Below are 23,497 nucleotides of genomic sequence, written 5' to 3'. Positions count from 1 at the left end.
CGGTGGCATTTTTTATTATACTAAGTATAAAATGACTGTGCTTATATAACTAAATATCAAGTTGTAATATAAATTACGGTATAGAGTAATTTAGTGTTGATTTTATCTGTAATTTAAATTACTATATAAAGTAATAGGAGGTGTATTTAGTTGAATGATGACAATTTACGCTTAAATGTTTCTCTACTTAGAAGGAGAGTACCAAATCTAACAAGCGCCGCGAAAGCGATTGGCTTGCGAGCAGCAACGGTGTCTAACCTTTGCACAGGGAAGATTTCTGTCGGCAAATCCGAAGTACGTACGCTTGTTGCGTTAGCTGATTTAGCAGGTTGCAGTTTGGATGAATTGATTATCAGAGGGGAGAAGATGGAAATGATCGAAACGAAGATTAAGACGTTGGATTTGTTTGCACCATTAGCAAAAGGCGGTACAGTTGGTTTAGTCGCACGCAAAAACATGGGGCAACTTGTCGTGCTGAGTGAATTGTTCTTTAGATTAAAGAATGAAGGATTTACTACCATCTTGCTACTGCCTAAAGGTGACTATCCCGAGCTGTCAGATGTCCTAGAGAACACGGAAATGACAACACAATCGATTGAAGAAACGTACGAAAAGATTGCTTCGTTGGGTGTGGAAAATGAAATCGCCTTCGCAGCGGATAGAAGTCATGTCGTGTCTGGACAAATCTATGAAATGCAAGAACGGCTACAACAAATTGGAATGGATTCTATCACAACGTTTTTACTGGATTTGACTGGAGATGTGATGGATGAAGATCTTCCGTTTGGTCCACTTGAAACTCTTTGGCAGTTCGATGCAGACTTATCCGCTCGTCATTGCTACCCTGCGGTAGATCCAATCAGTTCAACTTCTTCCGTACTGGAAGGCGCACATATGGATCAAAATCACTTTTTTATCCAACAAAGAGCTCAAAAACTACTTCGACGATACAGAGAATTACGCTCCTTAGTAAACGTAAACGGCATTGAGAAACTACCCGCCGCTGAATTACAAACATATAAACGTGGAGAACGTTTAGAAGCCTACATGACTCAACCCTTCTATGTAGCAGAAGAATTCACAGGAAAAAAAGGTGAGTCAGTTTCATTACAAGAAACGTTAAAAGGTGTGCAAGCGATTTTGGATGGAGCCATGGATACGAAAGATGTGGAAGAGTTGTTGTATGTGGGGAAATGATAAGTAATACTTTAGAGTTTTATTCGGAAACTCAATCAGCTTAATGAAAATAGACCTTCTAATAACACAAGATGAAAACTATATTATCGTGTTCACAAGCAGCCATTCATTGAAATCAATGTGGTTGCTTTTTTTCCATTAGAATTCTACTAGCATGTTAAAGAAGAGATTTAATAATCTGTGCTTGGACAGGTAAATAGCTCACTTTTTATATCATTTACGTGGTCCTCTCATATACAAGCTTGACTCCTGCGTGTGGTGCATTAACTTCAGCTTTCCCTACCTAGATTCAACTTAATAATTTTCACAACTTACTTCCCCCCTAATAGACTAACGTATTTTACTAGTTGTATCGCTTCTCACGCCAAACCGTTTCCCTCCATCGAAAGTCGTAGAAAAGTTCAAGCTTTTCTACGAGGTGAACCCGAATTCTCGTCGATATACTTTAGATAGCAAGAGATAAAGGAGAGAATATCATATGAAAAATAAAGTAGTACTAATTACAGGGGCATCTAGAGGTTTAGGAAGAGCTTTAACAATCGCGTTTGCAAAGGAAGGCGCAAAACTGGCAATTTGTGCGAGATCTGAGGAAAGTTTGCAGATGGTAAAAAAAGAAGCCGAGGCTTTCGGCGTAGATGTGTTGGCCATTACGGCTGATGTATCGAATGCTAGGGATGTGGAACGGTTTGTCGCAACAACAGAGAGTGCCTTCGGTCAGATTGATGTATTAATTAATAACGCTTCGATTCTAGGGCCAAGTCCGATGCCTATGCTTCTTGACTATCCTGAAGAAGATTTTGCAGAGGTAGTAAAGGTGAATGTCAATTCCACTTTTTTAGTCACGAGAAGAGTCATTCCGGGCATGCTTGAGCGAAACAACGGGTCAATTATTAATGTAACTTCCGAAGCGGGCAATACGGGTTATGCGGGCTGGGGAGCCTATGGTATCTCGAAATTCGCGATTGAAGGTCTTACCGAAACATGGGCAGATGAGTTAAGCGAGACAAATGTACGGATAAACATGGTAGACCCTGGAGAGATGAATACAGAAATGCATCGTTTAGCGGTGCCTGATTGCGATTATCCTTTAGCAGAACCAGAAGATGTCGTGAATGTTTTTCTATACTTGGCATCTGCTACTTCTGAAGGAATTAGTGGAAAACGATTTGAAGCACAGTCAGAAGGTGAATCTTGATGGCCGTTCAATCACTAGACTTCCACCTTCCTGATGAATTAAATGCCTCTCATCCCCCTGAAAAAAGGGGGATGAGAAGAGATCACGTAAGGATGATGGTACTCGATCGGACAACAGGTGAAGTTCGCCATGACCGATTCAATCATTTACCGAACTATCTTCAATCTGGTGATCTAGTCATTCTAAATAATAGCCGCACGATACCTGCGGTGTTAAAAGGAGCGTGGATGAGGAACAGAAAAGAACTGGCAGCACAAATTGAAGTTCGTTTGGCAAGACGTCGGACTGAAGATACATGGGATGCGTTACTCATCGCAAACTCCGTTAACATAGGCGATAACATACAGTTTTCACCTGAGTTATCGGCCACCGTTGTCGCCAACAAGGAGCATTCGCCATTAAAAACCATTCAGTTTTCAAAGAAAGGAACGGATTTATTCCATGATATCTATTTTCTCGGCGAACCGATACGCTACGAATATATTAACGAGCCATGGGCATTAGATTGCTATCAAACCGTATTTGGCAGTCATCCGGGCTCCGTCGAAATGCCATCCGCTGGTAGAGCCTTTAGCTGGGAACTCCTCTTTGCGTTAATGCAAGGTGGTGTCCAGATTGATTATATCCAACTGCATACTGGATTGAGCTACTTACTCGATGACGAGTACGAATCAACACCAGAAGATCAACCTGAAGAATATCACATTTCCGGACGCACAATGCAAAGGATTCTCGAAACGAAAGCCTCTGGAAAACGAATCGTTGCAGTAGGTACAACGGTCGTTCGTGCTCTTGAAACTGTTGCGCATAATAACGTACTTTCCGGCACAACAAATCTTTACATCAATCACCATACCCCTTTGAAAATAGTGGACGGAATGATTACGGGTCTCCACGAGCCAAAAGCTAGTCACTTAGAAATGCTCACTGCTTTTGTATCGGAACAGCATTTACGATGTGCCTATAATGAAGCGATAACATCTCGCTACCTCTGGCACGAATTCGGGGATATGAATTTGATTATTTAATTGAACTTAGAAGGAGGCGCCTATGCGTTTTCATCATGTCGGGTTAGAAGTTACGAATCTCGAAAAATCTATGGCATTTTATCAACAGCTTCTCAATCTTGAAATTGAAACCCGCTTCTCTTTTATGAATGAGGACATTGTTTTTCTAGGCTCGAAGGATTACAGGCTAGAGTTAATTGAAACGCAAGAAGACGTGAGAACAGTTCATATTTGTTTTGAGGTACCCAATCTTCACGAAGTAATGAACCAATTTCATCGTACTCAAAAGCTGGAAGGTCCTTATGAGCTGGAAAACGGGTGGCAAACTGTCTTTTACGAGGGACCAAATCGAGAAATCATCGAGTTCATTCAAATTGGAAATACGCTATAATAACTTATAAGTAAACAATGCTGGAGGGACTTGAGATGTCCGGAGATGCTAAGTATGAAGAGTTAACCATTTTAAAAGAAATTGCAGAACTATTAAATGAAGGTACGGATACGACAACGATTCTCTCTGGCGTTTTAAAAAAACTTCTTCACGTAACAGGACTACAGACAGGTTGGATTTTTTTAGTAAATGAACATGGTATGCAACAACTTGTAGCGGATGTTGCTCTACCACCTGCTTTAGCCAACAACAACAAACAAAGAATGTGTCAGGGTGATTGCTGGTGTGTAAGCAAATACAACAATCACACATTGAAGAAAGCTACTAATATTATCGAATGTAAACGAATTGAGGATGCCTTAGCAGATGCGGCTGGCAACACTTGCGGGCTTACCCATCATGCAACTGTTCCGCTACGCGCTGGAGAGGAACAGTTTGGCATCTTAAATGTCGCTTCTCCTAACAAAACACATTTTCAAAAGAATGAGCTTGCTTTACTTGAAGCGGTCGCTTTCCAAATAGGGACCGCCTTAAAGCGCATAAAGCTTACAAACCGGGAACAAGAGATTGCCCTGATTTCCGAGCGCAATCGATTGGCAAGAGATCTTCATGATTCCGTTAACCAGCTTCTATTCTCCCTTAGCCTTACTGCAAGAGCAGGTGTTGAAATGACAACAGTGGATGAGGTAAAGCAAACATTCAGCTATATACAAGATTTAAGCCAAGAGGCACTAGGGGAAATGCGAGCACTCATCTGGCAATTAAAACCACAAGGACTCGAAAATGGCTTAGTAAGTGCACTGAGTAGTTATGCAGAAATGATTGGCCTGTCCATTCAAGCAAAAATGTCAGGAGCAGTGAGTCTTCCTAGTAAAGTTGAAGAAGCACTGTGGCGAATCGGACAAGAGGCACTAGCCAACTGTAAAAAACATGCTAATACAAATGACGTAGCTCTTTCTTTATATGTTGATGAAAATCAAGTGATGATGAGCATTAAAGATGCAGGATGCGGCTTCCGTTATGAGGAAAACTCTTTTATTCTATCATTAGGCTTACGAAATATGAAAACCCGTACTGAAGCATTAAATGGCCGTTTCCAGTTAACAAGCAGGCTCGGGAGCGGCACAGATATTCAAATTGTGATTCCGCTTTAAGTGAAAGATTCTCTGATTTCGTCTGAAGGAGGTAAAACTAGTGAGTATACGTGTATTGATCGTAGATGACCATCATGTCGTCCGAAAAGGACTTGTATTCTTTTTTCGAACTCAACAGGATCTCGACATTGTAGGTGAAGCCTCCAATGGAAAAGAAGCGGTACAACTTGCCAATTCATTAAAACCGGACATTATTTTAATGGATTTAGTCATGCCTGAGATGGATGGAATTGAGGCAACAAAAATCATCAAACAAGAGCATCCTGAGATAAAAATTATGATGTTAACGAGTTTTTCCGATCAAGATCATGTCATCCCTGCACTGGAAGCTGGTGCCTCTGGGTTCCAATTAAAAGATATTCAACCTGATGAGCTCGTAACTGCTTTGAAAAAAATACTGAACGGTGAAAAACAATTGCACCCGAAAGCGACTTCACATGTCATTAATAACTTCTCCAATAAAATAGTAGTGGATGCCTTAACCAAAAGAGAGCTGGATGTATTAAAAGAAATTGCAAAGGGAAAAAGTAACAAAGAAATCGCCTCTTCCCTGTTCATTACTGAAAAAACCGTTAAAACACATGTCTCTAGCATATTGGCTAAACTGGGACTTGCCGATCGGACCCAAGCAGCGCTATATGCGGTTAAACATGGGTTACAATGAGATTGATGATGTAATGAGCACATACACGATGCAACAATGTTAAGACTGCTTTAGATAGGTCACGTAACTATACGTAATGAAAGGGGTATAAGTCTTTGTCTTTACTAACTGCAAACTCCCAATACATAAGATCCGTACAATTAAAACGAGAACAGATTAAGCACGGGAAATTCCCATTCACACTTCCCTTCATAAAGAACATGCACGAACTACCCCTTCATCCGAACATCACCTATATTATCGGAGAAAATGGCATGGGCAAGTCAACACTTCTTGAAGGGATCGCAATTGCATATGGTTTCAACCCTGAAGGCGGAACGATGAATTTCAATTTTTCTAGTTATGACTCACATTCGGAGCTCGATGAGCACCTTCGGCTTGTAAAAGGGACGGAACGTGCAAGGGATCATTTTTTCTTCAGAGCTGAAACGTTTTATAATGTAGCAACTACAATCGAAGAACTGGACAAAGAGCCAGTACGTGGTCCCAGAATTATCGATTCTTTTGGAGGCTTGTCACTGCACGAGCAATCCCATGGAGAATCGTTCTTCGCTGTATTCAGAGAGCGTTTTAGAGGAAACGGACTGTATATTTTGGACGAACCGGAAGCAGCTCTTTCCCCACTTCGCCAACTGTCATTACTCTCCCGTATCGACCAGCTTGTAAAGGATGGATCTCAGTTCATCATCTCCACTCATTCACCAATCGTCATGGCACATCCGCTTTCCACCATTATGCAAATCACCGAAGATGGAGTGTACGAAACAACATTGGAAGAAACGGAACACTACTCGATTATGAAGCAATTCTTTGAGAACCGCGATCGAATGTTGCATCATCTTTTTGAAGAATAAATCATCACTATCTCACTCACAATAATATAAGTTGTGACGGTGCCTGAGCCTGAAACATTCATGTTAATTCAATCTATTTGTATGGATATACAATATAAAAATACAAACATATCAACTACAAAGAATGAGTTTTATGTATATTCAATTATAGTGAATTAACTGTTTTTTTTACACAGGCACCTGATTTTATTGCGGACCTTGTCGCGCTAAGTTTCGCATTCTTTCTCTTTAAGAGAGTTGTAAAAACCTCTAACTTAGAATGAGTACTATTTGCTCCAGTTTGCAACTACAAGATGTTTTAGAAGAACTCATGTTATTGCGATTTTTTATCTTGTTCCCCTGCGCCTCCAGTTGGAAATAAAAGTAGTAGGATTAGTTTAATAGTAATTTACCAATACGCATTATACTACTAGTAACCATATTTTTGTATTAGAAAAGACTAAGAACGATATCAATATCTAAAGAAAGGCGAGATAGCCATTGTCTTTACTATCTACAAACTCCCTATCCATATGATCCGTACAATTAAAGCAGGAACAGATTAAGCACAGAATATTCCCGTTCACCCTTCCTTTCGTCTTTAATTTGGTTACATGTTAATTTAGATTGCACTATGATTGTCGCAAATATAATTCTCCCGTACTTTTTCTATCAAAACATTATTAATCTCCACATTGAAGAAGTTTAAGAAGATTTATTTATCGTTTTTTATAAGATGAACATTCGTTTTAGTTAGACCAGAAAGTAGTTAGTAATCTATGAAAACTATTTCCAAATGTGTATAATAAAGATTGGGAGATGTATTTTTAAGGGGGAGAAGTTTTGTCTGAAATGGTACAACTTAAAGATTTATTTGTGGGTAATATTGATGGGGAAGTAGAATCCACTAGAGACAATTTTGAGCAGCTGTTTTATAAAAAGAATAGTAAATATAATCAAATCATTGAGTCTGACAAATTTATTATATCTGGTAGAAAAGGGACCGGAAAAACCATTTTATCCAAATATATACATAAACAATTAAACAAAGAAAAAAATGTAAATTGTAAAATCTTCACTAGACATGATTTTAAATTACAGCAACTATTAGATCTAGAATATAGATCACTTCAAACTGATGAATTAGTTTTGTTTTGGAAATGGACGTTTTTAGTTCAAATAGGAGAAAGTATATTGGAATTAGATAAAATTAATAAGTATAGACCTTTTACAAATGAATATAAACTAAGAATTTTCTTCAAAAAGAAATACCCCAGCGACATCTTCAAACTAAAGGAGTATAGTACTTCCAAAACTCAAAATCAAACAGTTCAAGGTCAATATAAACAGTTTAGTAGTAGTATTAAATCAACATTAGAAGATACATCTCAAACGCATAGGTATTACATAAGAACAGAATATTTTGAGGTCATTACTAACTTAGAAAACTTAGTGCTCAATTGTATTAGCAGAAATAAAGAGACAATTCTTATCTACGATGACTTGGATGAACTTGAAGACAAGATAAACGAAGATTCCAACTACTACCAGGTTTTATTATCTATGCTAGAAACCATCAAAGAAATTAATCTAAAGTTAAAAAATGCAGGTAAAGCAAAATCTAAGGTTATTATACTACTAAGAAGCGATATTATTGATGACCTTCATAAATATTCAAGTAATTCAAACAAGCTAATTACAGGTAGTAAAGTTGAATTGTATTGGATTTCAAAGAATTACAACAACCCAGAAGACCATCCAATAATGGAAATGATCTTAAATAAGATAAGAATTTCAGTTCCTGACTATTTTAATGTAACGAATAGTGAATTATACAAGACAATTTTTCCTAAGAAAATTGATAATCGAGAGGTTATTGATTACTTAATAAATTTCAGCTATGGGAGACCTCGAGACATAATTAGGTATCTAACATTAGTTATTGATAACAATCCCAATGCCAAATATTTTGAGCCTCACTATTTTCAAGATTGCTCAAAAGAATACTCTAAATGGTTTTTTAATGAATTAGAAAATGAAATAAGTATTAGCAAGGACAAAGAAATGTTATTAGATAGCTTAAAATTAATTAATGATTTAAAGAAGCGTACTTTCGACTTAAAAATGATTGAAGAGTACTTTCTTGCTCATAAACAGAACTATCCAAATGTTACAGACTTAAAGGATGCATTAAGATCACTTTATAAATACGGCGTAGTTGGAAATTCATGGATTCATCGAAAGAAGAAAAATAAGAATATTTATCATTTTGCTTGGGGCTACAGAAACGACGCTAATAGTGAACCTAATTATACTCAGTCTTTCGTAATACATTATGGTTTAAGAAAATATTTTTCTCTATAAAAAAAGGATGTTGATTTTATCAACATCCTTTTCCATGGCTCTTACGTCCATAATTATTTCCGGGCTCTTAATCGTCCCAATATATATTATGCTCAATCATAATGAATGTTAATCAAATACTCTACCGACTTATATAATATATACCATTGTTTACACTTTGTCAAACATATTTTTCAGCTACAAATCCGAATTTGGCATTGGTTACACTAAGTGTATTATACAACAAAAATTTCGCTAACACTCTGTTAATTATACGTTTGTAGGAGATTTTTATCAATACTTAAAAATGGTTAACATCATTAATAACACCTGCCCAAGGCATTATGCTGTCTTTTGTTGTGTTCTTGAACTTTTCTCCGCTAAAAATTATTGATAAACAATTTCAATAAAATAAGTAGGAGGGAAAAGTTAACTACTGTACACGGTGGTGCAATAACTTGAGTATCGACGCTTGTAAAGATGGTTTGAGTCATTTAGCCCCTCACTTCATGAACGTTTCTATTTTGATTGCTTTGTAAAGGGTCTCACTTCTAGACAAACGCCAATAAGCTTTTCAAGAGTTCGCAACTTTCAAGGCTTCTTTGTGCCATGTGTTTCGCAAGATAAAAGTGCAGAAGAATGCAAAGAAAAATACACAAGCTTGTCAGTCTTCGATTAGTCTTCGATTTATTTAATGTGTGAAGGTGCCTGTGCCAGAAACATTCATGTTAAAACAAGTAATTTGTATGTATATGCAATTGTAGTGAATTAACTGAATTCAACCTTGCACAGGCAATGATTTTAATGACTAAGTTCATTTGCTATTATCATTGATTGTAAGAGGTTGTGGAGTGAGCACAAAAGATGTCAGCTTCTCAGCCCACGGCCTTTTTCAATCAGATACCAATTGATTGCATAAAGAGAAATGACAAAGACAAATGAAATGAGAACAGAGAATACAATCGGAACGTCGGTTACACCAAGAATCCCAAATCGGAATCCTGATATCATATAAACAATCGGGTTGAACTGTGATACTAGCTGCCAAAACGGAGGAAGCATCGAGATTGCAAAAAACACGCCGCCTAAATAGGTCAACGGCTGAAGAATAAACGTAGGAACAATCGACACGTCGTCAAATGATTTTGCAAAAATACCGTTTAACAGTCCTGCCAAAGAGAACAAAATAGACGTCATCAAAAGCGTCAAGACGACTACGCCCCAAGAGTAGACTTGCAACGGAACAAAAAACAGAGAAATAATCGTGACCAGTATACCCACCAAAATACTTCTTCCCATTCCTCCAATCACAAAGCCCCAGATAATAATATGAGTCGGTACAGGGGCAACTAATAGTTCTTCAATGTTCTTTTGAAACTTTTGTGAAAAAAATGAGGACGAGACATTTGAGTAGGAACTCGTGATGACGGACATCATGATCAATCCCGGGACTATAAACTCCATGTAGGAGAATCCTTCCATCTCGCCAATCCGTTTACCAATCAAATTCCCGAAAATGATAAAGTACAAGGAAGTTGTAATGACCGGCGGGACCAATGTTTGGACCCATATCCTGAGATAGCGGTTCGTTTCTTTGACTGACAAGCCTTTTAATGCTGTAAAATATAGTTTAAACATGTGTATCCCCCACTGCCGTTTCTTCTGTAAGTTTTAAAAATAACTCTTCTAATCGATTAGACTTGTTGCGCATGGACAACACTTTAATTCCTTGTTCTGTCAATTGGCTAAATACTTCGTTGATCCCTTGATCACGTGCTACCTCCACAGAAAGTGATTCTTCGTCCAAGAGTTCACTTTTATAGCCTTTGATTACCGGCACCCGTCCGGAAGATTTGATATCTAAAATAATGGTTTCATACTGGAGTTTAGCCAGCAATGATTTCATACTGGTATCTTCAATCAGCTGCCCATTTTGAATAATACCAATGTTGCGGCATAACATCTCCGCTTCTTCCAAGTAATGCGTTGTCAGAATAATAGTCGTGCCGTTCTCATTCAACTCTTTCAAAAACGTCCACATTTCTCGTCTCAATTCAATGTCCACACCGGCCGTCGGCTCATCCAGAATGAGTAGACGCGGTTCATGCATCAAGGCGCGTGAAATCATTAGACGACGTTTCATCCCTCCAGAAAGCATCCGTGATTGTACATTTCTTTTCTCCCATAAATCTGACTGCTTCAAGTACTTTTCGCTGCGCTTCAATGCCTCTTTCCTTGGCACGCCATAATATCCCGCCTGGTTCAACACAATCTGCTGGACCGTTTCAAAAGGACTAAAGTTGAACTCTTGAGGAACCAGACCGATCTGTAGCTTGACCTGCATTAAGTGCGTGTCCATATCATAGCCGAAGACATGAACTTTTCCTGATGTCTTATTGACGAGGGATGTCACAATGCCGATGGTCGTAGATTTGCCGGCACCGTTAGGCCCCAAGAGAGCGTAGAAGTCTCCTTCCTCTACTTTCAAATCGATGCCACGCAAAGCCTCGACACCGCCCGTATAGACTTTTTTTAGTTCTTTTATTTCTATTGCGTATGTCATTCCTTTTATCTCCTAACCATCTTTTTAATCAGCTGCATATAAATAGCTATTTGCTAGTATACCACTCCTCTCATTAGTAAGGCTTTATGTATACATTTTCTACATATTAACTTCCCTGTCTCATCAGAAAAAAACCATTCATTGATGCACCTCTCTATTCTGTTTAATACGGAACAATAAAAAAGGAATCTTCCCTACTATAAGAATAAATTTTGGAAAATATAATGATCAATCTAAACAACTCTGCCAAACAAGACGTTCTTTAAAATTCAGTTCAATTACTATTTACTAGAAAAAGGCCTTTCACCAATTCAATGAATTAATGAAAGACCTTCTTGATTTTGAGTGATTTATTTGGTGTTGATGAATAGTTCTCTACACCTTGATAGTACAAGGGGGTAGAGAATTTATTACATCATGCCACCCATGCCACCCATATCAGGCATACCGCCACCAGCGCCAGCTGGTTCTGGGATGTCTGCTACAACTGCTTCAGTTGATAGGAACATTGCTGCAACAGATGCTGCGTTTTGGAGTGCAGAGCGTGTTACTTTTGTTGGATCTACGATACCCGCTTGAACCATGTTGACCCACTCGCCGTTTGCTGCGTTGAAGCCGATGCCAACTTCTTCGCGCTTGAGGCGATCGACAACGATTGAGCCTTCAAGACCAGCATTTGTTGCGATTTGGCGAACTGGTTCTTCAAGTGCACGAAGAACGATTTTCACGCCTGTTGCGACGTCGCCTTCTACACCTTCAAGAAGTGTTTCAACTTTTGTATAAACGTTAACAAGCGCTGTACCACCACCGGATACGATTCCTTCTTCAACAGCCGCACGTGTAGAGTTCAATGCGTCTTCAATGCGAAGTTTACGCTCTTTCAATTCTGTTTCAGTTGCTGCGCCGACTTTGATGACTGCTACGCCGCCAGCCAATTTCGCAAGGCGCTCTTGTAGTTTCTCTTTGTCGAACTCAGACGTTGACTCTTCAAGTTGTGCACGGATTTGACCAACACGTGATGCGATTGCATCTGCATCGCCATTTCCTTCAACGATTGTCGTGTTGTCTTTTGTAACAACGACTTTCGCAGCGCGACCAAGTTGCGTGATATCAGCAGATTTCAAGTCTAGACCTAGATCTTCTGTGATCACTTCTCCGCCTGTTAGGATTGCGATATCTTCAAGCATTGCTTTACGACGGTCACCGAAGCCTGGTGCTTTAACAGCAACAGCGTTGAACGTACCACGAAGTTTGTTTACAACAAGTGTTGCAAGTGCTTCGCCTTCTACGTCTTCCGCAATCATCAACAACGGCTTACCTTGTTGAACGACTTGCTCAAGAACTGGAAGGATTTCTTGGATATTTGAAATCTTCTTATCTGTAATTAGAATGTAAGGGTTGTCGAGAACCGCTTCCATTTTGTCTGTATCTGTCGCCATGTATGCAGAAGCATAACCACGGTCGAATTGCATACCTTCTACGACGTCAAGCTCAGTCGTGAAGCCTTTTGATTCTTCAAGCGTAATGACACCGTCGTTGCCAACGCGCTCCATTGCCTCAGCGATCAATTCTCCAACTTCTTCGTCACCAGAAGAAATAGCCGCAACTTGTGCGATTTCTTGTTTGCTTTCGATTTCATCGGAAATGCCTTTTAGTTCTTCCACTGCAGTCGCAACCGCTTGCTCGATCCCTTTACGGATACCGACAGGGTTCGCACCAGCTGTTACGTTTTTCAATCCTTCACGGATCATCGCTTGCGCTAGAACCGTCGCAGTCGTTGTACCGTCACCAGCGATTTCGTTTGTTTTAGAAGCAACTTCTGCAACAAGTTTTGCACCCATGTTTTCGAATGCATCTTCAAGTTCGATTTCTTTTGCAATCGTTACACCGTCATTTGTAATGAGCGGTGAACCGAATTTTCTTTCAAGAACAACGTTACGTCCTTTTGGTCCAAGTGTTACTTTAACAGCATCTGCAAGTGTATCTACACCACGAAGCATTGCGCTACGTGCGTCTTCATTAAATTTAATTTCTTTAGCCATTTATGAATTCCCTCCTGATTTTTCGTGTTTTCTTTTATAAGCGTATGACTTAGCCGATAATTGCTAGAACGTCGCTTTCACGCAGGATTAAATATTCATTGCCTTCATATTTCACTTCAGTTCCAGCATATTTTGAGAAGATGATGCGGTCGCCTTCTTTCACTTCCAGCTCAACGCGCTGTCCGTTTTCAAGAACTCGTCCAGTACCTGCCGCAACTACTTTACCTTCTTGCGGTTTTTCTTTCGCAGAATCCGGTAGTACAATACCGCTTGACGTTTTTTCTTCTGCTTCGATCAGTTCGATTACGATACGGTCACCTAATGGTTTCAACAAGTGAAACACCCTCCTCGATATGTTATCTTCTTTTTAGCACTCAGTAAGCACGAGTGCTAATACATTTATTATCATAATCAAGTTGCCCACTAATTGCAAGTGAAATACTTGCTGTTTTTTAGATAATTTTTCCGCTCGTGAACTTTCTTTACACCTCGCCTGTCCAATATAAATGAAACCTTATCTTGGCTATGTTTTCTCTTTGCTAAACTAGTATGAAACCGCTAAAATGGACATCAGAAGAAAGGAAGTTGCACATGAAAAACTGGAAAATCAATGTATGGATCATCCTCTTATATATCGCCATGCAACTCGTCAGTATTCCAATTAGTAAAAGTTTCTTCACCTATTTTCATACGACAGCTGGGCAAGAGATTGAGCTAGCAAGATTAAATGCGGTCGCGTGGGCACTTTTCATCTCCAATATGATAGCTGCCCCATTCATCTTGTTCATGACAACACGAAACAAACGTTTCTGGAACATCTTCAAGAAAGGCAAGCAAGCGTCAATCGGTAAATCAATCCTTTGGGGAGTCCTCGGCTTTTTCATGGCAATGGCAGGGCAAATGATTGCCGGAGCAATTGAGTTTGGTCTTGGCATAGAGCCAGGTTCTGATAATACCGCCATGCTAAGCACAATTGCAAAAGCTTCCTCCATTATCATAATCCCGATCGTCATCTTCGCACCGCTACTAGAAGAGCTTGTGTTCAGAAGAGTCATTTTCGGAAGCATTTATACAAAAACGAACTTTTGGATTGCGGCCATCCTTAGTGGTGTGATCTTCGCGCTCGTTCATGGAGAACCAGAACACACGCTCATCTATATGGCACCAGGCATCGTCTTTTCGTTTATTTATTACCATACAAAACGGATCTGGACGCCGATGATTGCCCATTTCCTCATGAACGGCTTTGTCATGATTGTTCAATTAAATGCCGATAAACTCTTACAGCTGCAAAATACGAAACAAGCACTAGCGATATTCTTTCACTAATAAAACCGAGCAACCAACTATAACGGGTTGCTCGGTTTTTACTCACCAACATTTATCGTTAAATGATTGAAAACAGCATCGCCGAGAAAGCGAACGCCAATACGATCGCCAGAAGCACTCCAATAGCGATGATAATAAGAATGACGCCAAATCCACGCATTGCCGAAAATCCGTGCACCAGACCAATCCCCTTACTCGCTATGACCACACCATAAATCCCGATCGCTAATGTCACAACGTTCGTTAACAAATACACACCAATCGGTAAATTCGTAAAGGCAAATTGAGAGGTCGGTGTATCAAAAAGTTCTGGTCCATACATAACGACCATCGCTAAATGCATCGGTGCGAGCCAAATCATGAGTAATGAAAAGGCAGGAAATAAACGCGCCATATCCGAAAACGTCCCTTTTCCACCAAGCCATTTCCCTACCCGCGTATACATCGCCGCACCGATCAACCACCCGATCATTGAGCCGATAAAGGTGCTCACAATCCCTAACAGGACAATGATTCCTAATGGAAGTCCCGAAAATAACCCTGTACCTGCAGAGGAAACCATTCCTGCACTTATTGAATAAAGTGCAATGAGGAGAAATCCATACCCAATTTTTTTATTCTCTAAAATATACGCCAACGTCTTCGTCGGTTGAGTCCAAATCGACATGATAGGATTCATACAAACGCCTCCTTTTCCATCTTATGTATATGATTGGATGTCTTTAAAAGACCATCCGTTTATTCATTCACTACTACTTACGTTTATCCTTGCGTATTTGTTTCATGTCAGCTAATTTTTGAGCGTAAAAAAACCGCCCTCGTAAATAGCAGAGGACGGATGAAAGAAGTTTATTTTTCTAAGTTCCCCATCACTTCGTCGATTTGTCGCTGTTGTTCCGCTTTAATTTCTTCTAGCTTCCGCTTCTTTTCGGCTTTCAAATACTTCTTGTACCCGACGCGGCAAATCAGAATACTAATTTCGTACAACGCGAACAATGGCACAGTTACTAATAAATGCGACATAATATCGGGCGGTGTAATGAACGCAGCAATAACGAACAACGTAAAGTACGCCACTTTCCTGATTTTCACCAAATGTACGGGATCCAAAATGCCGAGCCTCGACAAGAACAGTAATACGATCGGCAATTGAAAGACAATCCCGAACGGAATAAGAATCTGGAACAGGAACGTAAAGTATTCGTTAATACCAATTGTTTGTGTAATGCCTAGATCAGCCGCCAAATTACTCATGAAGTTCATAACAAACGGCATCAGAACGAAATAGGAAAAACCGATACCAATTAGGAACAGTGCAAAAGCAAATGGAATATAGCTTAATGTCACCTTTCGTTCCGTTTCATGAAGTCCTGGCGATATGAACGCCCAAAACTGATACATAATAATTGGAGAAATGATAATGATGGCTAAAAAGATGATCACCTTTAAGTAAATGGCAATCGGATCGATGACAGTGAAGGCGTGAAAGCTGTTTTCCGTCAAATGGCCGCTATCTTCGGCATTGAATTGCACAAACTGAATAATCGGTTTGGCGAGAAAGAAGCTTCCAATCACTGCAATAACAAAGAAAACGACGATTACCATCAGCCGTTTTCTAATTTCATCTATATGTTCAATGACTGTTAAATTTTTTTCGTTCATCGGACAGACATCCTTACTTATTGCACGTCTTTTTTCTTGTCTTCTACTTTTTTGACGGAATCGTCATCATCAGATACAAGTCCTTTTGTTGCTGATTTGAATTCGCGTAATGAAGAGCCGAATGCTTTACCGATTTCTGGCAACTTCTTCGGTCCAAAAATGAGCAAAGCAATGATTGCGATAATGATTAAACTAGTTACTCCTGGAGCCATTTCGGACACCTCCTTCATATGTGTCTATTCTACATGAAAAACGCCAGTATTACTATTAACAAACCAATTATAATTGTGAATCTTTTACGTCATTTTTAATGAAGTAAATTAACGATTGGAGCTCTACAGATAAATCAATTGTATGGACATGCATCCACCGCGGGACATCCAACCGAACTGGCGTAAAGTTTAGGATACCCTTCACATCGATTTTCACTAATCGATCCGCCATCTCTTGAGCAGCCCGAGAAGGCAATGTTAAGATCACAAGATTAATGCCTAATTCTTTAATTTTTTCCTCAATCATATCAGGATGGAATACGGGGATATCGCTTATCAACTTCCCGTCATTCGGCGCTTTCGAATCAAAAGCAATGACGATGCGTGTATTATGGTTTTTTTGGAAGTTGTATTTAAGCAATGCATTCCCTAGACTTCCTACACCAATCAAGGCAACATCCGTCTCTTCATCTTGATCAAGTGTCTGACGGAAAAATGTAAGCAGATGATGGACATCATACCCATATCCTTTGCGGCCAAGCGCGCCAAAATGGGAGAAGTCACGACGTATGGTCGCCGCATCAATTTTCATCGCTTCACTTAATTCGCTAGAAGAAACGCGTTTCTTCCCTGCATTTGCGAAATTTTGCAGGAATCTATAATACAATGGCAACCGTTTCGACGTTGCCTGTGGGATTTTCGGGGTGACTTCAGACATTTTCTTCCTCCTGTGCATACATTCAACCGATTCTATCGTACAGCACAAGCCCGCTCCTGTAAAGTCGACCGTTGCACCGCCTTGTCCATTCGATTACACTTAAAGAGAATAGAGGTGTGAGAGATGATTGTTTTACAAGTGAATGGTGTAACGAAATCCTTTTCAGGAACTGACATATTAGAAAACGTACGACTTGAAGTGCAACATCGTGACCGTGTAGCACTTGTCGGAAGAAATGGTGCCGGCAAGTCGACGTTATTAAAAATCATCGCTGGTGAAATGTCCGCTGATTCGGGCGAATTGAACATGCCGAAAGGAATTCAAGTCGGTTACCTCGAACAACATGCCGGTATTGACTCACCGCTGACGATTTGGGAAGAAATGTTGACCGTGTTTAAACCCCTTCAAGAGATGGAAACGAGACTGCGCAAACTGGAAATGCAAATGGCCGACCCTGCCGTTTATGAGAACAGCATGGAATACGACCGCGTCATGAAAGAATACGATGCACTCCAAATCGAATTCAAAGATTGCGGAGGCTATCAATACGAATCGGATATGCGCTCTGTGTTGCACGGCATGCGTTTCTATCCGGAAGACTATGAGAAAGCTGTAAATTTATTGTCCGGTGGGCAAAAGACACGACTCGCTCTTGCTAAGATGTTGTTAACGAAACCGGATTTGCTTATTTTGGACGAGCCGACGAACCATTTGGACATCGAGACATTAGGCTGGCTGGAAAAATACCTTGTTTCTTATGAAGGGGCCATCCTAATCGTTTCGCATGACCGGTACTTCCTCGATCAAATCGTGACAATTGTCTATGAAGTTTCCAGACGTAAAGTGACGAAGTATACAGGGAACTATAGTGCATACTTGGATGAAAAAGCGAAGAATTATGAGCGGGATAAAAAACTATTTGAGCGTGAATCGAGTGAACGGGCCAAGTTGGAAGATTTCATTCAACGGAACATCGCTCGTGCCTCCACGTCCAAAATGGCAAAAAGCCGACGTAAACTTTTGGAGCGGACCGAATGGATGGATTCGCCTGACGGAGACGAGAAGTCCGCCAGTTTTTCCTTCTCGATCGATCGACCAAGCGGGAATGATGTATTGACGTTGGAAAACATTGCGGTTGGCTATAATGGAAATCCTGTGTCACAGCACATTCACATGCATGCGTATAAAGGCGATCGGATTGCGATTATTGGTCCAAACGGAATTGGAAAGTCGACATTGTTGAAAACAATCGTGAAAAAGCATGAACCACTTGCCGGTTCAATCCGTTACGGCACGAACGTGCAGTTTGGCTATTATGACCAGAACCAAGCGACCATTATTGGATCCGGTACTGTTCTATCCGAACTTTGGGATGAATGGCCAATGATGAACGAAAAGGATGTGCGCTCCGTACTCGGTCGGTTCCTTTTCACAGGCGAAGATGTGGATAAACCCGTCACTTCATTATCCGGTGGAGAAAAGGCACGACTTTCATTAGCAAAACTGATGTTGCTAAAATCCAATACACTCGTCCTCGATGAACCGACAAACCACTTGGACCTCGACAGCAAAGAAGTATTGGAAAACGCACTTGATGATTTTCCTGGGACCATTTTGTTCGTCTCCCATGACAGGTATTTCATAAACCGCATAGCAACCAAAGTCGTGGATGTAGGACCGAGTGGTGTAACGGAATACCTCGGTGATTATGACTACTTCATTGAAAAGAAAAACGAACTTGAAGAATTGAAAGCAGAAAAAGCAATCGCAGAGCAATCAACCGCTGCAAAAAACCGACGACATGATGAAGATAAAGAAGTCAAACGACAAGAACGTCGGTTAACACGAGCAATCGCGGAAGTGGAAGCCTCGCTTGCCACGATGGATGAAGAAATCAGTAAGCTCCAAGACGAATTACTCAATCCTGACTATGCGGATGATCATGTAAAGTTGATGGACATCCAACAACAAATCGATACGTTACAGACCGAACACGACAACCAATCCGAGAAATGGTTGAACTTGCAAGAAGAACTCGAAACATTATTAGCATAATAATTTGCTGTTGAAGGAGAAATTCCTTTCGACAGCATTTTTCTTTTTCGACATCGCCCCAATTTTTATTCCACAATCTTATCAACATGATTAGCATTGATAGAATCGGATATGAACATAGTTATCCACGTTATCCACAGAAAGATGTTTTTTAATCCACAAAGTTATCCCATCAGTTGTGCAAGTATACACATATATCGAAAAACTATCCACAACTTATAAACAAATGTGCATAAGTACGAACGTTCCCTATTGACAAATGAATACCGCCTCATACCAAATAAAAACGGAAATCGTCATATTTCGACGATTTCCGCCAATTATTCACTCCATGAAGTTAACTGCATACCAGGCTTCCCGTTCATATCCATTGCGCCTCTTTTGCCTTCGATAAACATGGCTGTTCCTGCAGCTGCAATCATTGCCGCGTTATCGGTACATAGCGATATAGGCGGGACGTAAAACGGAATCCCTGCATCTTTAAATGTCGCTTCCAATGAAGTGCGCAATCCTTTGTTTGCTGCAACTCCACCAGCTGCAATGACTTGCTTTACACCGTACTCTTTTGCAGCTCTTACGGTTTTAGCTGTCAACACGTCCACAACGCTCTGTTGAAAACCTGCCGCCACGTGAGAAGGTATAACCGAGCCACCTTTTTGCTCGACATTATGTTTATAATTAATGACCGCGGACTTTAATCCACTAAAACTGAAATCATAAGAATCTGCTTCTAGCCAAGCACGAGGAAATTCAATTGCCTCTTCGCTTTCCAATGCCAGTTTATCAATTTGTGGACCTCCTGGATACGGTAATCCAAGTACACGTGCAACCTTATCATATGCTTCTCCTGCGGCATCGTCACGCGTTTCTCCAATTAACTTAAAGGAACCGTGCTTCTCCATGACGACTAGCTCCGTATGCCCGCCAGAAACAATGAGGGCTAATAACGGAAACTCCATCGGTTGCATTAACTGGTTGGCATAAATATGGCCAGCAATATGGTGCACTCCGATAATCGGTAAGCCATTTGCAAACGCAAACGCTTTTGCCGCATTAATCCCAATCAATAGCGCACCGACTAGTCCTGGTCCTTCTGTTACCGCCACCGCATCCAAGTCCGCTGGCATCATCTTTGCGACTTTCAATGCCTCTTCAATGACAAGCGTAATTTGCTCGACATGATGACGTGATGCAATTTCTGGCACGACCCCTCCAAAACGTTGCTGACTTTGGATTTGGGACGCGACGACATTCGAGACGATTTCACGACCATTTTTCACAACGGAAGCTGCCGTCTCATCACAACTCGTTTCAATACCTAATACATAGACATCTTTATTCATTACAATTCCACCCACATGACGAGCGCATCTTCATGGTCGTCCGTATAATAGTTTTTCCGTATGCCACCGTCTTGAAAACCTAACTTACGATAAAGATTTTTTGCAGTCTCATTCGAAACACGTACTTCAAGTGTCATTAACCGAACCTCATTCGCTTTGCACAGTTCAATGGCCTTCCGCATTAACGCTTCCCCAATGCCATTTCCACGCATATGTTTGCGAACCGCAACATTCGTAATATGGCATTCATCGAGCACAACCCACATGCCACAATGCCCGATCACCTCATCTTCTTGTACGGCCACAATATAGTGTGCATAATCATTACCATTCATTTCGTGCGCAAACACTTCTTCCGTCCAAGGCGTCGCGAATGACTCCTCTTCAATTCCTACGACAGCTGGAATGTCTTCTACACGCATTTTTCTATACTCAATCGTCGTATTCACAAGCCTTTTTCCTTCCGTTGTTGCTGTATCCAATTCGCCTCTGCCTCCGCAATCCGGCGATACTCCGGTGTAAATGTGTGTGTATCTGCTTTTTCTTCAGATTGCTGCGCCATGTAAATAAGTGACGACGCACGTGGAAGTTGCATCGAAAAAGGCGCAATGACAGCCAAATCGGCCAGTCGTTCTTTAATTTTTTCTTCATACATTGCAACGTCTTTTCCAATGAACAGTACTCGTTGGCCTCTACCTGCTAAAGCATCCAGCAACTCATCAATCGCAAAATGCCCATCCTCTTGTACAGAGGTTATCAAACCATCCACTTCTTCATAAAGACCAGCATATACATGATTCCGCCGCGCATCAAATAGCGGACAGATGACACCAGGGAAGTAGGAAGCGTTCGCTGCTAAAGCCTTCAAGCTCGATACGCCGACAAGCGGTACTTGCAACGTCCAAGCCAATGTCTTCGCAATCGTCACACCGATTCGCACGCCTGTATACGATCCCGGGCCTTCTGAAACAGCAATCGCGTCCAATTGTTTCGGCTCCATTTGCACTGTCCTAAAAAGTTCCTCTATAACTGGCATCGCACGCAATGAATGATTGAGCGCCATTGAAGAATTCACTTCTGTTAAGACGTTTCCATCCTTCACAATTGCAACGGACAATGGCGTATTGGCCGTATCAATTCCTAACCATATCATTTCGTCATCGCCTCACATATCTTCATATAACGCTCACCAAGCGGCGTAAAAATTATTTTACGGGACGTCTCTCCTGTATGGAATAGTTGAATCCCCAAACGTTCCTTTGGTAAATCTTCTTCAATTAAATGCGCCCATTCAACAATACTAATTGCATCCCCGAAAAACAACTCGTCCCAACCAAGGTCCTCGTCACTTTCTGCAAGGCGATACACATCCAAATGGTTAAGAAGATATTTTCCCTCATATTGCTTAATGATCGTAAAGGTCGGACTATTTACCGTCCGTGTAATCCCTAACCCTTTCGCAAGCGCTTTTGTAAATGTAGTTTTTCCAGCACCTAAATCTCCCTCCAATGTCAGGACATCAGGAGGTGCCAACAAATTTGAAAGCTTCTCAGCAAGCTGTTCTGTTTCCTGCAAAGAGGAAACATTCATTTCAATCCTCATTAGTTGATCCTTTCCTCTCCACTTTGTTCTAGTGTACCGAAAATATCGTCATTCTAAAAGCTTTGCGAATTGATGGCGAACAATTGAATCCGTTTGGTGAATCGCGTTCAATTTCCTACAAGGCGCGGTTATTGTTTAAAGCAGCCAATGAACAGAAACATGGTGTACGCAATATCTGCCCCGAACAGTACTTATTCAACCGCGCCTCTAACAGGCCATCCCGCGTTTAAATCAGTCCGGACCCATAAACTATCCGTCCATCCACTTGCTTTTCTTCTTTACGAATACATGATCCAGTAATACAAAGTTTTTATTTTTAGAAACCAATCAGTTGTAAATAAACAATTTTATACGTTATTTAAACTTCTCTTCACATCATCACAAACAAATTCAAAGCGTTGCATCAATCTCAGAAATATGTACATACAAAAAAACCGACCCTGGAGTAAATCCACAATCGGTTGGAAGTTTAAATTAAATGGCGGTCCCGACCGGGATCGAACCGGCGATCTCCTGCGTGACAGGCAGGCATGTTAACCGCTACACCACGGGACCTTATTAAATATGTATACCTTTTGATAGAATGTGAGGTTCTTTAACTGCAAATAGTAGTAAATGATCAATTCTAACCAACTAACAGTTCTATCAAAAAGTGATGTGCCCGGCGACGTCCTACTCTCACAGGGGGAAGCCCCCTACTACCATCGGCGCTGAAGAGCTTAACTTCCGTGTTCGGTATGGGAACGGGTGTGACCTCTTCGCCATCGTCACCAGACAATTGAACGATGCTTGTTCGTTCAAAACTGAATAAAACCAACATTGTCGCTAAACACAAGTTCAACCATACTAATTTAACATAAAGGATAAGTCCTCGATCGATTAGTATCCGTCAGCTGCACGTGTCGCCACGCTTCCACCCCGGACCTATCTACCTCATCATCTTTGAGGATCTTACTTACTTGCGTAATGGGAAATCTCATCTTGAGGGGGGCTTCATGCTTAGATGCTTTCAGCATTTATCCCGTCCATACATAGCTACCCAGCGATGCCTTTGGCAAGACAACTGGTACACCAGCGGTATGTCCATCCCGGTCCTCTCGTACTAAGGACAGCTCCTCTCAAATTTCCTACGCCCGCGACGGATAGGGACCGAACTGTCTCACGACGTTCTGAACCCAGCTCGCGTA

22 protein-coding genes, 1 tRNA gene and 2 rRNA genes (1 of these 25 cut by a window edge) are annotated in these 23,497 nt (G+C 40.8%); 10 read left to right on the top strand and 15 right to left on the bottom strand.

The window, feature by feature from the left end; genetic code table 11:
* Positions 1-150 precede the first annotated feature (150 nt).
* The 8 genes from ACVHUV_RS06180 to ACVHUV_RS06145 all read left to right on the top strand — a co-directional run bounded on the left by ACVHUV_RS06180 (position 151) and on the right by ACVHUV_RS06145 (position 8,805).
* Positions 151-1,197, top strand: coding sequence for an ATP synthase beta subunit C-terminal domain-containing protein (locus ACVHUV_RS06180; RefSeq protein ID WP_462086434.1), 1,047 nt, complete (start codon positions 151-153; stop codon positions 1,195-1,197).
* Positions 1,198-1,675: 478 nt separating this feature from the next.
* A complete protein-coding gene (locus ACVHUV_RS06175) occupies positions 1,676-2,392 on the top strand; it encodes an SDR family NAD(P)-dependent oxidoreductase (protein ID WP_462086433.1) in 717 nt (238 codons plus the stop codon).
* Positions 2,392-3,420, top strand: coding sequence for an S-adenosylmethionine:tRNA ribosyltransferase-isomerase (locus tag ACVHUV_RS06170; protein ID WP_462086432.1), 1,029 nt, complete (start codon positions 2,392-2,394; stop codon positions 3,418-3,420). Before ACVHUV_RS06175 ends, ACVHUV_RS06170 begins: the two co-directional genes overlap by 1 nt.
* A gap of 22 nt (positions 3,421-3,442) precedes the next feature.
* The gene (locus ACVHUV_RS06165) at positions 3,443-3,790 is read left to right on the top strand and encodes a VOC family protein (RefSeq protein ID WP_462086431.1); all 348 of its coding nucleotides are present in this window, start codon (positions 3,443-3,445) and stop codon (positions 3,788-3,790) included.
* 35 nt (positions 3,791-3,825) lie between these two features.
* Positions 3,826-4,944, top strand: a complete 1,119-nt coding sequence (locus tag ACVHUV_RS06160; protein WP_462086430.1) for a GAF domain-containing sensor histidine kinase — start codon at positions 3,826-3,828, stop codon at positions 4,942-4,944.
* Between the two features lie 40 nt (positions 4,945-4,984).
* A complete protein-coding gene (locus tag ACVHUV_RS06155; RefSeq protein WP_462086429.1) occupies positions 4,985-5,608 on the top strand; it encodes a response regulator in 624 nt (207 codons plus the stop codon).
* 95 nt (positions 5,609-5,703) lie between these two features.
* On the top strand, positions 5,704-6,462 hold the full coding sequence (locus tag ACVHUV_RS06150) for an AAA family ATPase (protein WP_462086428.1): 759 nt from the start codon (positions 5,704-5,706) through the stop codon (positions 6,460-6,462).
* Between the two features lie 831 nt (positions 6,463-7,293).
* A complete protein-coding gene (locus tag ACVHUV_RS06145) occupies positions 7,294-8,805 on the top strand; it encodes a P-loop ATPase, Sll1717 family (RefSeq protein ID WP_462086869.1) in 1,512 nt (503 codons plus the stop codon).
* Positions 8,806-9,651: 846 nt separating this feature from the next.
* Here ACVHUV_RS06145 and ACVHUV_RS06140 read toward each other — a convergent pair.
* The 4 genes from ACVHUV_RS06140 to groES form a co-directional block, all read right to left on the bottom strand.
* Positions 9,652-10,422, bottom strand: coding sequence for an ABC transporter permease (locus ACVHUV_RS06140; protein WP_462086427.1), 771 nt, complete (start codon positions 10,420-10,422; stop codon positions 9,652-9,654).
* The gene (locus ACVHUV_RS06135) at positions 10,415-11,347 is read right to left on the bottom strand and encodes an ABC transporter ATP-binding protein (RefSeq protein WP_462086426.1); all 933 of its coding nucleotides are present in this window, start codon (positions 11,345-11,347) and stop codon (positions 10,415-10,417) included. Before ACVHUV_RS06135 ends, ACVHUV_RS06140 begins: the two co-directional genes overlap by 8 nt.
* Before the next feature lie 410 nt (positions 11,348-11,757).
* Positions 11,758-13,389, bottom strand: coding sequence for a chaperonin GroEL (groL, locus tag ACVHUV_RS06130; protein WP_317944226.1), 1,632 nt, complete (start codon positions 13,387-13,389; stop codon positions 11,758-11,760).
* A gap of 49 nt (positions 13,390-13,438) precedes the next feature.
* Entirely contained in the window at positions 13,439-13,723 is a 285-nt protein-coding gene (gene groES / locus ACVHUV_RS06125) for a co-chaperone GroES (protein ID WP_371390500.1), read from the bottom strand.
* A gap of 257 nt (positions 13,724-13,980) precedes the next feature.
* On the opposite strand from groES, the gene ACVHUV_RS06120 reads away from it, so the two are divergent.
* Positions 13,981-14,718 (top strand): CPBP family intramembrane glutamic endopeptidase, encoded by a 738-nt coding sequence (locus tag ACVHUV_RS06120; RefSeq protein WP_371390498.1) that lies wholly within the window; start codon positions 13,981-13,983, stop codon positions 14,716-14,718.
* A 58-nt stretch (positions 14,719-14,776) separates the two neighbouring features.
* Here the strand turns inward: ACVHUV_RS06120 and ACVHUV_RS06115 are convergent, their stop codons facing one another.
* The 4 genes from ACVHUV_RS06115 to ACVHUV_RS06100 form a co-directional block, all read right to left on the bottom strand.
* Positions 14,777-15,397 (bottom strand): YIP1 family protein, encoded by a 621-nt coding sequence (locus tag ACVHUV_RS06115; RefSeq protein WP_462086425.1) that lies wholly within the window; start codon positions 15,395-15,397, stop codon positions 14,777-14,779.
* Positions 15,398-15,567: 170 nt separating this feature from the next.
* The gene (tatC, locus tag ACVHUV_RS06110; RefSeq protein ID WP_371390496.1) at positions 15,568-16,380 is read right to left on the bottom strand and encodes a twin-arginine translocase subunit TatC; all 813 of its coding nucleotides are present in this window, start codon (positions 16,378-16,380) and stop codon (positions 15,568-15,570) included.
* Between the two features lie 17 nt (positions 16,381-16,397).
* Complete coding sequence (tatA, locus tag ACVHUV_RS06105) at positions 16,398-16,592, bottom strand: twin-arginine translocase TatA/TatE family subunit (protein WP_371390495.1); 195 nt, start codon at positions 16,590-16,592, stop codon at positions 16,398-16,400.
* A 67-nt stretch (positions 16,593-16,659) separates the two neighbouring features.
* Entirely contained in the window at positions 16,660-17,310 is a 651-nt protein-coding gene (locus tag ACVHUV_RS06100) for a redox-sensing transcriptional repressor Rex (RefSeq protein WP_462086424.1), read from the bottom strand.
* Positions 17,311-17,433: 123 nt separating this feature from the next.
* On the opposite strand from ACVHUV_RS06100, the gene ACVHUV_RS06095 reads away from it, so the two are divergent.
* Positions 17,434-19,365: an ABC-F family ATP-binding cassette domain-containing protein gene (locus ACVHUV_RS06095; RefSeq protein WP_371390493.1), complete on the top strand. Its 1,932-nt coding sequence runs from the start codon at positions 17,434-17,436 to the stop codon at positions 19,363-19,365.
* Positions 19,366-19,685: 320 nt separating this feature from the next.
* Here the strand turns inward: ACVHUV_RS06095 and tsaD are convergent, their stop codons facing one another.
* From tsaD to ACVHUV_RS06060, 7 genes are all read right to left on the bottom strand, one after another.
* Positions 19,686-20,708: a tRNA (adenosine(37)-N6)-threonylcarbamoyltransferase complex transferase subunit TsaD gene (gene tsaD, locus ACVHUV_RS06090; protein ID WP_462086423.1), complete on the bottom strand. Its 1,023-nt coding sequence runs from the start codon at positions 20,706-20,708 to the stop codon at positions 19,686-19,688.
* A complete protein-coding gene (gene rimI, locus ACVHUV_RS06085; RefSeq protein WP_462086422.1) occupies positions 20,708-21,190 on the bottom strand; it encodes a ribosomal protein S18-alanine N-acetyltransferase in 483 nt (160 codons plus the stop codon). Before rimI ends, tsaD begins: the two co-directional genes overlap by 1 nt.
* Positions 21,154-21,861, bottom strand: a complete 708-nt coding sequence (gene tsaB, locus ACVHUV_RS06080; RefSeq protein ID WP_462086421.1) for a tRNA (adenosine(37)-N6)-threonylcarbamoyltransferase complex dimerization subunit type 1 TsaB — start codon at positions 21,859-21,861, stop codon at positions 21,154-21,156. Before tsaB ends, rimI begins: the two co-directional genes overlap by 37 nt.
* Positions 21,858-22,310 carry a tRNA (adenosine(37)-N6)-threonylcarbamoyltransferase complex ATPase subunit type 1 TsaE gene (gene tsaE / locus ACVHUV_RS06075; RefSeq protein ID WP_462086420.1) on the bottom strand — a complete coding sequence of 151 codons (453 nt, stop codon included), beginning with the start codon at positions 22,308-22,310 and terminating at the stop codon, positions 21,858-21,860. Before tsaE ends, tsaB begins: the two co-directional genes overlap by 4 nt.
* A 479-nt stretch (positions 22,311-22,789) precedes the next feature.
* Positions 22,790-22,865: transfer RNA gene (locus ACVHUV_RS06070), tRNA-Asp, on the bottom strand.
* Positions 22,866-22,969: 104 nt separating this feature from the next.
* A 5S ribosomal RNA gene (gene rrf, locus ACVHUV_RS06065) occupies positions 22,970-23,085 on the bottom strand.
* Between the two features lie 84 nt (positions 23,086-23,169).
* A 23S ribosomal RNA gene (locus tag ACVHUV_RS06060) occupies positions 23,170-23,497 on the bottom strand; it runs 2,604 nt beyond the window's last position.

The organism is Sporosarcina saromensis, from assembly GCF_054901285.1.
Note: the sequence above shows the minus strand (reverse complement) of the source record. Positions and strands in the feature narration are given on the sequence as shown.